The following is a 14,127-nucleotide window of genomic DNA, read 5'->3' on the forward strand; positions in this document are numbered from 1 at the left end:
GTATTATTAATGAAGTTGTCTTCTGCAAGGCATACTTTTAAAGCGTTGTTCGCTTAACGTCGGAAGGTGTTTTGAAAAATGTCATCTTTCTGGAGCACTTTTATGTTGCAAAAGTACACTGGCTGTTTAACCTGAAAATAATTATAATAATATCTGTTTGTTAATAAAAATATAATTTTTGAATCATTTTATGATTAAATTGCACTAATTAATGTATATGTACAAATCCTTCGTATTCAAGTGATTAGTAATTACTTTTTTTCAAAATATTCAGAAAATTTGCAATGTTAACGGTGCATTTACTGTTAGTATAAAAACAAAACTCAAGGAAATTATCAATATGACATTCACTTTTCAAGTAATTGCTCTTCTGTTAAACCTTTGTTTAGCAACAACTTCTGCACACAAAGCGAAAACAATCGCAGTAGTAGATGAAATCCAAACCCTGTATATTGATTGCCAACTTAACGGTGTTGTTAGCTACGCTGCTTTTAAAGAATCCGTTGAAGGCGTTCATACTTTTCACCCTTCAAAACCCATCGTTACCATTGTAGATTTTTCTCTACCATCCAGTGTGGAACGTTTTTTTGTGATTGACTTAGCAAAAAAGAAATTGCTTTTTTCTTCCTTAGTAGCGCATGGGAAAAAATCAGGTGATAACATTGCTCATTTATTTTCAAATAAAATAGACTCTCATCAAAGTAGTTTGGGTTTTTATTTGGTTGGCAGTAAAATTACGAGTCCAAAACATGGTATGGCATTGTTATTACATGGTTTACAAAAAGGAATTAACGATAATGCTCGCAGAAGAGAAATCATTATTCACGGAGCATCGTATGTAAGTCCTTCATTTGTTCACCAATTTGGTCGTCTAGGACGCAGCTTCGGCTGTCCAGCATTGCCAAACGATTTAATCCCTAAAGTGGTGCCTGTATTGGCAAATGGAAGTTTACTATATATTCATAGTTAACAAGTTTGTACATATTTGTAAATAGTAGATTTTTAACCGCGGTTAGCAATCTACTATTCGTCAACCTCTAATCTTATACTCCTATGCAGAAAACTAAAATCACATATTTGTTATTTTTAGTATTGTTTGGTACTTTATTATTCCTAGTTGTAATGGAAGGATGTAATAAAAGGAAAAAGAAAAATAGAGGCGTTCTACCAGATTCAAGCATTTATCAGTCACAGAATTATAATGATTTATTACTAGATTCTGCCTCCATTACGGCTTTCCTCAAAACATTTTCTGTGTCAGATACCATCAAAGAGGAGATTAATGAATTTTATGTACGACGTAATTACCAATTCGCTTGGATTAATAATAACGGTTTGTCGAATTCAGTCTCTACCTTTTATAATCAATTACAGAACTACCAAAAAGATTTTGCGGATAATAGCCTTGATAACAGACAGATGGAAGAGCTTATATTAGCCTTTCAGGCCGATGAGAAAGGATTTCTTGCTCAAAAAAATCAAGTCCAACAATTAGAATTATTACTGACGACAACTTTTTTCAAGTTTGCCGAGAAGGCTTATGGCGGTATCAATAAAAGTCCATACGACCTTGAATGGTTTATCCCTAGAAAAAAGAAAAACTATCAAGTATTGCTTGACTCACTGGTTTCGCTTGCTAAAGGCGAAACTATTCAAGAACCTGTGAATCAATATTATTTACGATTGAAAGATAAGCTTAAACAATATAGAGTAATTCAAAAAAATGGTGGTTGGAAAAGCGTCGTTACTAGCAAAAAGAAAATAGCGGTGGGCGATAGCGATTCTTGTGTCGTAAATATCAAAGAGCATTTATTTTTGACAGGCGACCTAAGAGCAAATGATAAAACTATGCTGTATACCGATTCACTCGCTTATGCTGTAAAAAGATTTCAGCAAAGAATGGGATTACCGCTAACAGCCAAAGTTGATCTTGCTACTATTAAGGAACTCAACCAAAGTGTCGATGTTAGAATTAGACAAATCATGATTAATATGGAACGCCTAAGATGGGTTCCAGTAGAAATTGAAAGTGATAATTTGTTAATTAATATCCCAGAATTTAAACTTCATGTCATTGAAAAAGGCAAGCAAGTTTGGGAGATGAATGTAGTAGTAGGTAAAACAGCTAGTCAAACCAGTATTTTTAAAGGTAATTTATCCCAAATTGTATTAAATCCTTATTGGGGTGTGCCGACTAGCATCGTTCGCAATGAAATCTTGCCTAAGTTAAAACAAAGTACTTCTTATTTATCCCGAAATCATATAGAAGTACTTTCTGGCAATAAGGTAGTTAATCCCAATTCAATTAATTGGCGAAAATATGAAGGAAATGTTCCTTTTAATTTCAGACAACTACCTGGCGATGATAATGCCCTTGGTAAAATAAAGTTTTTATTCCCTAATAATTTTAATATTTATTTGCATGATACTCCTTCCAAAGGATTATTCAATGAACCCAAAAGAGCGTTTAGTCATGGTTGTATTCGTGTATCACAGCCGAATAGATTAGCCCTTTATTTATTAAGAAATGATAAGGCTTGGAATAAAGAGAGAGTAGATAAGATATTGAAAACCGATAAGGAATATGGGATTAAAGTCAGCCCGAGGGTTCCTGTTTATATTGTTTACTTCACTTCGTGGGTAGATAATACTGGACAAATCAATTTTAGAAAAGATTTATATGGCTTAGATGCTAAGCTTTCAAAAGAAATTTTTGGAGATAGTTAGAAAACAAAATCCCTTAAAATATTTTAAGGGATTTTGTTTTATACCTCTTTATTTTCTACACTTTTCTTTCGCCAGTAATTAGCTAAAATTGAGCCTGATATATTCATCCACGGACTAAAAACGGCTGCTGGCAAGCCAACAGTTCCGAGTTTGCCCATCCCCCCAGCTAAGCCAGAGGCCATTCCACCATTTTGTAAGCCTACTTCAAAAGCAATTGTCCTAGAAGAATTTTTATCTAAGCCAAACAAACGACTCAGCCAATAGCCAAAGAAATACCCAGAAGCATTATGAATTACTGAACTGATAAAAAGTAGTATTCCTACTTTCATCAAGTTATCTCGCCCTGCTGCCGTGGTTACTGTAGTAAAATAGATAATACCAAACATAGAAATATAAGGCATGATGGTATCAAGCTTTGGAAAATAATTAGCCGCTTGATGATACAATACTCCGACTAATATCGCTGCCAATAAAAAACTTAGTACTTCTAAAGACTGAAGAATTTCAGGAGAAAGTAATGATGATTCAAAAAAATGCCAAAGTCCTAAGGGTAGAGCAATCAACCAAAGTGAGGAAATTACAACAAGGATATTTACATGTTTCTTCCCTTGAAGGGAAGCTGTTTTTAAGTAATCATGTAATAAAGCAGCACTAATGGGTACGATAACGATTTTGATGATTTCCATCATCATGTTGATAAAATGAATTTCTATTAATGTACCCGCTAATAGTTTCATGATTAAGGGTGTCAAAAATGGAGCAGCTAAAGTAGCCATTGCTGTTACTACCACCGATAAAACCAAATTTGCTTTGGCTAAATAAACCATCACATTAGAGGCTAACCCGCTTGAACATGACCCAATTAAAATAATTCCAGCAGCAATTTCTGGTTCAAAATCAAAGACTTTAGTAAGTAACCAACCCATAAAGGGCATAATTGAAAAATGACAAAGTAAACCAATCGCTACACCTTTGCCAGTAGAAGCCAATCCAGAAAAATCACGAATACTCATCTGAATGCCCATACCGAACATTACAAATTGAATAATGATGAGTATAAGCCATTTGTTTCTTAAATCAATCGTTCCCCAGTGGGTGAAAGCAGCAGGATAAACCATCCCCGCTACTACTGCGACGATAATCCATGCCGTATACTGATAACTTTTTAAAGCGGAAATGCTTCCCATTCCTAGCGTAAAACTCAGCACAGCCACTACAAGGGCTACTTGGCTAATTGCTGAATTTTCTTGTATAAACGTATATACCAAAACCAATACAGCAATGGCACTGATTCCTAAAAGAAATTGCTGGATATTTTTCATCATCAAAGAATAGTAGCAAGGTGTTGAACAGCAATGATTGGGCTCGCCAAGATGGGCACTTTTTTATCTGCTTCATCTAACGTATCTACTACTCTCGCCATAGAAGCCTGCGCCAGCAAAATAACATCTACTTGATTGACTAATTCTTTTAAGGCTTTCGCTACAATCTCATCGTGTTTGGTTGCATCTCCACTCATTAACGCTTCAAAAGCTCCTTCACATAATATTGAAACTAATTCTATTTCCTTTCCTGCTTTTTGTGCACGACGTACTACTAAATCGCTTGTTGGACCTAATGTAGTTGGTAACGTAGCTATTACGCCTATTTTCTTTCCAGTTTGAACTGCCAAATCAGCCATTGGTTGGTCAACTCTCAATACTGGAATACCCGTCAAGGCAGCAGAAGCTTCAACAGCCGAGCCAATGGAAGAACAAGTAACCATGATAAAATCTGCTCCTGAAGCTTCAGCCGAACCTACATAGTCAACCACTCTCCTAGCCACATCTGGTCTAAGTTCTCCATGCTTAATCACATTTTTAATTAAACTATCATCTACAATATTAAATACCTGAACGCCTGGCAAGTATTCATTACAAAGTTGTTGGAAAATAGGCACCAATGTTGCCGAAGTATGAATAAGACTTAATGTTTTTGTTTGCATTTTTATATTATTTTATAATTAGCTATTCATGATAATTTACCCTCTAACAAAATACCGAAGTATCGTTCATCACCTACCTGCCCTCCTTTGAAGTTGACTTCTATGTTATTAATCAAAGGGTTTGTAGAACGAGCTTTGCATAATGGTGCACCAGCTACTAAGGGTGCAAGCATTTCTACCGCTTCTATTTCCATCGCTCTGGCCGCATAGCTAGAAGTATCTCCCCCAGCAATTACTACCCTCCTGACATTAGTGGATTCCACCACCTTTTTAGCGATTAAACCTAAGGCTTTACCTAATTTTTCTGAAGACAAAGTTGCCTTAACGTTTTCCTTACTTCCATTAGTATGCACAATCAAGTGTTGCCCTTGTTGAGCTATGTCGACTGCTTTTTGAAAATATTCTTTAATTGGTAAAGCATCGATTTCGCTATCACAAATGGCTTGTGCATCAATTACCATCTCCTTAAACCCATGTTCTAAAGCCCAAGAAATTTGTCTGGATGTAACAGGCGAACAACTTCCTGCAATTACTAATAATGGGTCAGCTTTTTCTAATGCCTGCCATGAAGTGACAGCTTGCAATATTTGAGTTTCATTCCAATACTTACCCAAAGCCATTTCTACACCAGAAGAACCTACTGAAAACAACGGCTGTTCTTTATCTGCTAATTCATCTATTAGTCGACCAATATTCGAAAATTGTTCTTCGTACATGGCATCAATCAACACAACTTCTGCTTGTTCATCCATTAGTTTTGCTAACCTTGTTGATAGTTCCTGAAAAGGTTTAGCTACTTGAAGAATATCCAACAATCCTATTTTTTTATCAGTCTGCTTGGCTAAATGTAACCTCAAATCGCTCTCATCAGCAGGCGTTACAGGGTGTTTAATCATAGAAGGGTGGCGGTCGAGTCTATAAATTTGCCCTGTACTACCTATTCCCATTCTAGCAAATAAATTACCAAAAGCACAGTAACGTCCTAACGTGGGTGCCGCTACCAATAACGGAACGCAAGTATTTTGAAAAACAGCAATGCCTACATCAATGGCTTTTCCAATGCTTCCAGTTTCAGAAGAAGAATCAAACGTTGAGCAAACTTTATAATGTACATGCTTTACGCCTAGTTGCTTTAAGGCAGAAAACGTCGGCAAAAGAGTTGTTTCCATTTGACTAGGCGACATAGAGCGAGACAAACCCGCCACGCCGATAGCATTCAAATCAGTATAAGCAGCCAATTGAGTAGCCGTTGGTGCATCAATAAATAGTGCGGTTTTTGCTCCTGCCTTACTCAAAAATTCTAGTGCATCAGTCGAGCCCGTAAAGTCATCGCCATAATATGCTAAAAGTAAATTATGATTGACCATCTTATTTTGCACCAAATTTTTCTACAGATTTAGCAAATTCGGGATATATTTTAGCGGCATCTTCAATGCCTAAACCATCCGCTGCGGCTTGCCAAGCTTGTTGTAGTGCTGTTACGCCAGCAGCTGGCCCCATAGTGTGAGCTAAAATACCCCCGCCCGCCATGTATAGCAAATCGGTAGTTTGTGTACGACGATAAGTTTCTGGAGCTTGTCCGCCCCATTGTCCAGACGAGACTACTGGTAAAATAGAATATCCTCCTAGCAAAGGCTTTAAACAAGCTTTTATTGATTGAACAACTGAGTCATCGCTCTCCCAAAATTTATTCTGTATCCCATTTACATGTAGTTGGTCAACGCCAGCCAAACGCCAAAGCTTTTGATAGGCAGTAAAGTCTATTCCTAATAATGGATGTCTGGTAAGCATTCCCCAACCATTTCTATGTCCATGAATTGCCAAAGCTCCTTGGTCGCATATCTTTTTAGTTCCTGCTAAGCCCACGCTGTTGATGCTAATCATCGCACAAGTTCCCCCTGCATTGACTACTTTTTCATAGCGTTCTAACATTTCATCTATTTCTCCACTGATATTGAAAGCGTACATAATTTTCTTGCCCGTTTTATCAGCGTGCTTGTTGATTACTTTCATTACCTCGTCAACTCGTTCATTAAAAAGAGAATTGGCCGTTGAAGAAAGCAATTCATCATCTTTGATAAAATCAATGCCTGCATTGGCGAGGGTTTCTACTAAAGTTGCCGTTTGCTGAGGTGTCAAGCCAACACTAGGTTTAATGATGGTTCCAATTAATGGACGATTTTGAACCCCAGTTAATTTTCTACAGCCTTCTATGCCAAATTTAGGTCCTGAAAAGTGTGTAGCATAACTCGCTGGAATATCAATATCCATTAATTTCAACCCTGTAAATTGACGAATCTCGTATAAATTACCTTGTAGTGTGGAAATCAATACAGGAAGGTTATACCCAAAATTCTCTATCGACCAAGAAATCTTCACGATGGCTCGATGGTATTGATGATTGCTACTTTCAGCCCCAGGAATAGCAGGTGTTGAAACCGTTTCTAAAAATTCAACAGATTCTACCCTTGCCGCAAATCTTTGTTTTAATTCTTCGGTTTCACCCGGTACTGCTGTAAAAGTGCCAGACGATTGTTCTCCTGCTAACACCGTTGCAGCGGCTTCTGGTGCAAAGGGTGTTTCTATAAAATATGTTGCCGTTATTCTTTCCATAAAAATTTTATCTACTTATTGGAATCCATACTTCCATTTCAGAATGTCCACGATTGCTCCAAGCATAATAGGGAATTAAACGTACCTTGGTTGAAACAGGAGCTTGTTCAGAAACCTCTCTGTATAGTTTATTAGTCCACGTATCTGAACCATCAATAATTTTAGCTTCGCCTTCTAATGCGGTGATTGGGCTATTTTCTATCATCATTGAGGTTGTTTTCCATTTGCTTTTTGGAGAAATAGCAAGGGTATTTAATTTCAATTGGCTGTTATCAACTGACTCTAAACAATATACAATTGGCCCTCTTTTCACTGCTACTTGATTTCTAATTTCTTCAGCCAAAGGATTAGCTTCAATTAATTTTACCGTCATCGGTAAAACAATCTCAATTTTATCAGCAACCGACCATTTTCTATTTACTTCAACATAACTTCCTACTTCAATTTTTCCTGTAAAAGGCTTCCCATTAATCTTAATCGTCGCACCTTTACTCCATTCTGGTATTCTTACAAAAACTGAAAAAGCATTGTGTGGTACTTCTTTCAATGATATGCTAATATTTCCATCCCAAGGATAATTGGTCTCTTGGGTAAGGCTAATTTTTGAACCATCTTTCAAAGAGGTAGAAAGGGTATTAGCTCCATACAAATTCAGCCATAATCCTTTTTCAGAGATACTATACGCATAATTATTTATTTGGGCGATGGTTCTTACTGTATTTGGTGGACAGCAGTTTGACTTGCTGATATACTTTTGTCGACCACCCATCCAACGCAATTGGTAAGGATAAGCATCAGAGGCACTCAAAGGATTGGTATAAAAAAACTTATCCCCATCTAAACTAATACCCGATAAAATACTATTATATAATGCCAATTCCATTACATCAGCATATTTGGCTTCGCTCGTAATTTGAAGCATTCTCCAGTTCCATAATAGGTTTCCGATATTAGCACAGGTTTCATTGTGTGCTGAATGATTGGGTAGTTGATACGATTTGCCGTAAGATTGGTGTACTTTCTGCACTGTATCAGGCTTATAAGATGTCCCCTCTGGTGAAACACCGTCGTACAAAGCGCCACAGCCTCCCGTAATGTACATTTTATGGTTAATGACATCGTCCCACATCAAATCTAACGTTGACAGTAAAGTGCTATCCCCTGTTTCTGCAAAAATATCTGCCGCTCCTGCAAACAAATAATTCGCTCTTACGGCATGACCAACTACTTTTTTCATTTGTCTGAACGGTACTCTATCTGAATTGTCGTCAGTGCCTTCTGAAAGTCCCCGAATATTGATGAGCTTTTTAGCTAACGTTAAATATTTTTCATCCCCAGTAGTTCTGTACATTTCAATAATCCCCATGTAATGCGAAGGACAAATGGCATTTCTTGCTTGCTCAGGACTTGCATTATTATAAAAGCCAATCAGAAAGTCGGTTGCTTTTTTAGCAATATTTAGTAACGATGTTTTGCCTGTTACCCTGTAGTGTACGCAAGCGGCTGTCATTAAATGTCCAAAATTATAGGCTTCAAAACTCAGTTTGTCATCAAACATCTTTTGTTCGCCTGTTTTCTTTTGTTGAATAATTGCCTTTGTGTAAATATATCCATCGGGCATTTGGGCTTTACCAATCACCTCAATGGCATGGTCCATCAACTCATCCAATTTCTTATCTTTCGTTGTGGCATACATACTGGCTACTGCTTCAAGTGTTTTATAAAAATCACCGTCATGAAACGATGGTCCTTTAAAAACACCATTCTCTAACCCTGCGGCTATTTCAAAGTTTTTGAAAGAATGACTTAGGGTAGCATCTGTATAATTTTTCCATAAAGTTGGCACCATAGCCGAGCGACAAACGGCAAAACGGTCTGCCCAAAAACCAGAAGTCCATGTTACATCACCAAAATCAATGCTTTGTAATTTAGCATTCGGACTTTTAGAGGTATTCACCAAGCCTTTATTTTGTGCTTGCAAATGATAGAATGAAATCATCACTATAAGTAATGTTCCCACTTTCTTGATTATTCTCTTCATATTTCTTTAATCATTGAAAATTTCTCAACTAAAACCTCAGTTCTTTTGCTTTTAATCCTACCGATTCTTTTACAGCATTAAATGGCATAATGAAAAACGTATATTGATAGGGTTTTGCTTTTATTTGATACTGTTCTAAAGGTGCTGCCACATCACTCCAACTATCATTCCCTCCTACGCCCATTTGTACTAAATCAATGTTCAGGTTGATAAAACCAGCATCATTTAAATTAAAAGTGTGTTTAGCCGTTTCGATATTTTGGTCAGTATAAGGCCTAGCACTCATGCTCAACAAGCTATCTGCTACTATCAATAATCCTTCTTGTTTTTTGTTAGACAGATACATCCAGCGAACATCTGTTCTATTGCCGTTCTCTTGTGGAACGGCATAAGGCTCCATAAAATCTTGAATATTTTGCTGATAAATCCCTACATCAAACCCATAACGACGGTCTACATAGTTTTCTAATTCTCCTCTGCCATACCATGTTATGTTCTCAAAAGTCCTTTCAATACCACACTGCATCCCAATCTTAGGAATGTTAGGGAGTGCAGGAGACGCTTTAAAATCATAGTTTACTTTTATAACCCCATCGCCATTAATGGTATAATTTACTTGGACAGATGCACTATCATTTACTAAGGTATAGTAGCTAGTAATTATGACAGCGTTTTTAGAACTCATCTTCACAGTACAGCTTTTTGTTTTTAACACAACATTATACCATTGTTTTAACTTGCGTTGAGCCTTCCACCCACGACGGTCGTTATCAGTCAGTGGACGACTAAATTTTGGCAATAATGGATTAAAAATCTGTTCTTTACCTTTGAATAAATAGGATGCTAAAGCGCCATTTTTCTTGTCGATTTTGATTTGAAAACTTTTTCCACTTAATAAAAAAGCATTATCTGTTTCTTGCAAATCAACAGCAGTGATAGTTTTCTTCTCTGATTGATGTGCAATTAATTCAGTTAAGGCAAATTGGTTAGAAGCTACTTCAAAACCTTTGTCTGCCCATGCTTCTTTTTTACTTAAAGTAAAATGCAATGTTGCAAAGTATTCTGTGTTTGCCTTGAATTTAGGTAAATACGGTAGGATATTAACCAGTGTATCACTTCCTGCTGAAACGTTCATTTTAGGCAATTCCTTCGTAAAAAGCACTTTGCCATCTTCTATTACTGATAACAAAACCGTATAGTCACCCAAAGATTTAGAAGCATGACGGTTTGTTATTTTTACAATTCCTTTTTCCGCATTTTCTAATACCGATTCCACGCCTTGGAATACTCTTTTACATTCATACATCGCGGCTTTAGGTCTTCCGTCAGAAGCAACAACTCCCTTAATCGTAAAATTATCGAAGTATTTTTCCCCAAAGTCCCCACCATACGCGTAAAACTCCTTACCAGAGGCTGAGTCTTTTTTCAATAATCCTTGGTCTTTAAATTCCCAAATACACCCTCCTATCACTCTTTTCGTTTTACGGAATAAGTCCCAGAACTCCTTTAAATTTCCTGCACTGTTTCCCATAGCATGTGCATATTCGCAAAAGAAAATAGGTCTGGTATCACCATTGGGTTGATTTGCCAATAATTCAGGCGTGTACATGGCTGGGTACATTCTACTAACAATATCTACATAGTATTGGTCCAGTGGATTCTGGAGACGATGCGAATGGTCATTAGGCTTTAAATATTTCGGGTCTTTATTATCCATATATCCTTCCATATTGGGACTTCCCATGGCTGGCTCGTAATGCACAGGGCGAGTAATGTCAAAATCGTGTATCCAAGCAGCCATCGCAGCATGATTTGGTCCGCGACCAGCTTCATTCCCCAAGCTCCAAAATATAATAGAAGGGTGATTTTTATCTCTTAAAGCCATCCTACTACTTCGTTCTAAATAAGCCCCTGTCCAAGCAGCATCATTGCTTAGTTTTGAGCCTAGCCCGTGTGTTTCCAGATTGGCTTCATCGATAACCATAATACCATATTCATCACACAAATCGTACAAATACGGGTCGCTTGGATAATGACTTGCACGGATACAGTTAAAATTGAAGCGTTTGATAGTAAGAATATCCTGTAGAATATCTTCTCTGGATAATGCCTTACCTTTTGTAGCATGATGGTCTGGACGATTAACGCCATACAAATACGTTACTTTTCCATTTATTAACAATTTGCTATTTTCTTTTGAAAATTCAATTGAACGAAAGCCTAGTTTACAGCTTTTAGCTTCTAGCACCCGTCCCAGACTATCTTCTAAAGAAAGCACTAACGTATATAGATTAGGGATTTCGTCACTCCATTTTTCAGGGTTTTTAACTTTGCTTTCTAACACGCCAAATTTAGCATTATCTAATCGTGGATAGATTTCGTTGATAATAGATTCAACACTTTTTTCGAGAGGCTTCTCAAAAACAGGTAAATTATTTTTATCATATAATTGCGCTTTCAATTGATACCCCACAACCTCTTTTCCTGTTAGGTTTTCTATTCTTGGTCGGATACTTAACAAGGCATCTTTATAATCTTTATCTAATTTAGTTTGATAAAAAAAATCCGCTATTCTGATTTTAGGCTCCGCATGAAGATATACTTCACGATGAATACCACTCAAACGCCATTGGTCTTGGTCTTCCAAAAAAGACCCATCGCTCCAACGAATTACCCACACAGATAAAACGTTTTCTCCTTCTTGTAAATAAGGCGTAATATTGAACTCAGAAGAAAGAAAACTATCCTCAGCATACCCAACAAATTTGCCATTTAACCACACTTTATAAGCCGAACTTACACCTCCGAAATGTAGGGTGACATTACTTTCTTTCCAATTAGCAGGAATTGAAAAAGTACGCTGATAACAGCCCACTCCATTATAATCTTTAGGAACGAAAGGCGGATTTACAGGTCTAAAAGGATATACCGCACTTTTATAAATAGGTTTGTCATACCCCTGCATTTCCCAATTTGAAGGCACAGGGATTGTTTTCCAACCGCTTACCCTACTTTTATAAAAATCTTTCGGAGCATCTGCAGGTTTTAAGGTAAAGCTAAAATCCCAGTTACCATTTAAAGTCAAATAGCGATTGCTCTTTTCTCGATTGCCCGAGATAGCACTATGAATATTATCAAAAGAATAGGCTGTTGCTCTGGATGCATCCCTATTAATCCCACTGACGGTTGGGTCTTCATAAGGCTCAGTTTGGTAAACCGTTGGAGCATTTGGCACAGCAGCTGGTGTTTTATCAACCAATTGTGCGAAGCTTGCAACATGTATGAAACAGCCTAAGAAAAATAAATATTTTAACATCTTCATTTGATAAATACTAATAAACAATTGATAATGAATAAGTAGCTGTTTAAACTTTCCGTTTCTGAGGTGGAAGTATTGTATTTTTAAATTGATTTTTTCAAAATTTGCGAAGCATAGCACCGCTACGTTGAGTAAATTTTGGAACAAGCTATTCTAAAAGACTTAGTTTAACCTGAAAGGGAAAGTTTAAACAGCTTCTAAGATAAAAGCAAACTATATTTCAGTAAGGTATTCATCTTTAAATGAAAAACCCCAACCAGCACGATCATGTGGTTTTGCCATACCATTCTTTATTTCCAAAGGATAATCTATCAACGGGTCAATCCAGTCGAATGATTCTGCCCCTACTCCGTTTGAAATGGTACAAAGCAATGGAATATCATAGTCTTTGTAATAATGTGGTAAAACAGGAATATTATAACTACCTGCTAATGCTGCACTATTTCGCCAAGCTTCTACCCCACCCAATCGTAAAATATCTGGTTGCCAAATATCAATGGCATTTCTTTGCAATAATTCCCGAAGTGGTAAGGTAGAGTATTCTCTTTCGCCCATTGCCAAAGAAATACCTGCTTGTGTTCTTAATAATTTATACCCTTCAAAATCTGTATGGTCGATTGGCTCTTCAAACCACTGAATATTCAGTTCTCTGGCTGCTCTCGCCAAGGCTAAAGCATTAGGCACTGTCATCCCTTGGTTAGCATCCATCATGATATTAATATCATTTCCAACAGCTTCTCGAACCAATTTCAAGCGTTCTAAATCTTCTTTCCACTCTGGTTTGCCTACTTTTATCTTTACTGCCTTGAAACCACGGCTTTTATAATTGCTAACCTCGTCAATTAATTCATCTGTAGAATACGAAATCCAACCACCACTGCCATAAATAGGCACTTCCCTTCTTGATGAACCCAATACTTTCCAGATAGGTTGGTTTAATATTTTACACCAAGCATCCCACATGGCAATATTAAAAGCTGCTTGTGCCCAACGATTTATACCTTCCATTCCAAAGTATTCGTTGGCATGGTTTAGCTTTTCGAAAACTTTTACGGTATCAAAGACCTGCTCGCCAATCAACATTTCACCGACGTCTTTTAAGGCTCCTGCAATGGCTCTAGGACTGTATTGAAAACTCAATAAATAGGATTCCCCAATGATACCGTTTTGCGTTTCGATTCTTAATACTAAAAAGGAGATTTCAGTCAACGTGTGCGTAGCATCAGAGATAGGTTTTGCTAATGTAGCTTTTGCAGTAAAAACTGAATATTTTTGGATTGAATACATATTAAAAGCGATTGTATAAAAAATCAAAATTAATAGTAATATACCTGTATTATATATAATATTTTCACAAGATATTGTAGGATGTTTGCATGAATGTAAATGCCATTTTTCAGCATTAAGTAGATATACAAATGTTTGAGATATATTAATCCCATC

At 36.9% G+C, this 14,127-nt stretch carries 9 protein-coding genes; 2 read left to right on the top strand and 7 right to left on the bottom strand.

Annotated elements, in window-relative coordinates:
* Positions 1-340 precede the first annotated feature (340 nt).
* Together AC07XN_RS09910 and AC07XN_RS09915 are read left to right on the top strand one after the other, a co-directional pair.
* Positions 341-970 carry a murein L,D-transpeptidase catalytic domain family protein gene (locus AC07XN_RS09910; RefSeq protein ID WP_494742929.1) on the top strand — a complete coding sequence of 210 codons (630 nt, stop codon included), beginning with the start codon at positions 341-343 and terminating at the stop codon, positions 968-970.
* Between the two features lie 83 nt (positions 971-1,053).
* The gene (locus AC07XN_RS09915) at positions 1,054-2,727 is read left to right on the top strand and encodes a L,D-transpeptidase family protein (RefSeq protein WP_494742930.1); all 1,674 of its coding nucleotides are present in this window, start codon (positions 1,054-1,056) and stop codon (positions 2,725-2,727) included.
* 38 nt (positions 2,728-2,765) lie between these two features.
* Here AC07XN_RS09915 and AC07XN_RS09920 read toward each other — a convergent pair whose 3' ends face one another.
* The 7 genes from AC07XN_RS09920 to AC07XN_RS09950 all read right to left on the bottom strand — a co-directional run.
* Entirely contained in the window at positions 2,766-4,052 is a 1,287-nt protein-coding gene (locus tag AC07XN_RS09920; protein ID WP_494742931.1) for a bile acid:sodium symporter family protein, read from the bottom strand.
* Positions 4,052-4,711, bottom strand: coding sequence for an aspartate/glutamate racemase family protein (locus AC07XN_RS09925; protein WP_494742932.1), 660 nt, complete (start codon positions 4,709-4,711; stop codon positions 4,052-4,054). Before AC07XN_RS09925 ends, AC07XN_RS09920 begins: the two co-directional genes overlap by 1 nt.
* Positions 4,712-4,737: 26 nt before the next feature.
* The gene (locus AC07XN_RS09930) at positions 4,738-6,078 is read right to left on the bottom strand and encodes a four-carbon acid sugar kinase family protein (RefSeq protein WP_494742933.1); all 1,341 of its coding nucleotides are present in this window, start codon (positions 6,076-6,078) and stop codon (positions 4,738-4,740) included.
* A 1-nt stretch (position 6,079) separates the two neighbouring features.
* Positions 6,080-7,324, bottom strand: a complete 1,245-nt coding sequence (locus tag AC07XN_RS09935) for a ribulose-bisphosphate carboxylase large subunit family protein (RefSeq protein ID WP_494742934.1) — start codon at positions 7,322-7,324, stop codon at positions 6,080-6,082.
* 7 nt (positions 7,325-7,331) lie between these two features.
* Positions 7,332-9,365: an aceric acid hydrolase gene (locus AC07XN_RS09940; protein WP_494742935.1), complete on the bottom strand. Its 2,034-nt coding sequence runs from the start codon at positions 9,363-9,365 to the stop codon at positions 7,332-7,334.
* Positions 9,366-9,393: 28 nt separating this feature from the next.
* A complete protein-coding gene (locus AC07XN_RS09945; RefSeq protein WP_494742936.1) occupies positions 9,394-12,681 on the bottom strand; it encodes a glycoside hydrolase family 2 TIM barrel-domain containing protein in 3,288 nt (1,095 codons plus the stop codon).
* A 216-nt stretch (positions 12,682-12,897) separates the two neighbouring features.
* Positions 12,898-14,127, bottom strand: a 1,230-nt coding sequence (locus AC07XN_RS09950; protein ID WP_494742937.1) for a mandelate racemase/muconate lactonizing enzyme family protein, incomplete at its 5' end; no start/stop codon positions are given.

Source organism: Arcicella sp. GW458-12-2-14-TSB2, from assembly GCF_059423785.1.

Bases quoted from the DNA above. Each gene is read 5' to 3' on its own strand.
- AC07XN_RS09910 (WP_494742929.1), top strand. From the start codon at position 341: ATGACATTCACTTTTCAAGTAATTGCTCTTCTGTTAAACCTTTGTTTA.
- AC07XN_RS09915 (WP_494742930.1), top strand. From the start codon at position 1,054: ATGCAGAAAACTAAAATCACATATTTGTTATTTTTAGTATTGTTTGGT.
- AC07XN_RS09920 (WP_494742931.1), bottom strand. From the start codon at position 4,052: ATGATGAAAAATATCCAGCAATTTCTTTTAGGAATCAGTGCCATTGCT.
- AC07XN_RS09925 (WP_494742932.1), bottom strand. From the start codon at position 4,711: ATGCAAACAAAAACATTAAGTCTTATTCATACTTCGGCAACATTGGTG.
- AC07XN_RS09930 (WP_494742933.1), bottom strand. From the start codon at position 6,078: ATGGTCAATCATAATTTACTTTTAGCATATTATGGCGATGACTTTACG.
- AC07XN_RS09935 (WP_494742934.1), bottom strand. From the start codon at position 7,324: ATGGAAAGAATAACGGCAACATATTTTATAGAAACACCCTTTGCACCA.
- AC07XN_RS09940 (WP_494742935.1), bottom strand. From the start codon at position 9,365: ATGAAGAGAATAATCAAGAAAGTGGGAACATTACTTATAGTGATGATT.
- AC07XN_RS09945 (WP_494742936.1), bottom strand. From the start codon at position 12,681: ATGTTAAAATATTTATTTTTCTTAGGCTGTTTCATACATGTTGCAAGC.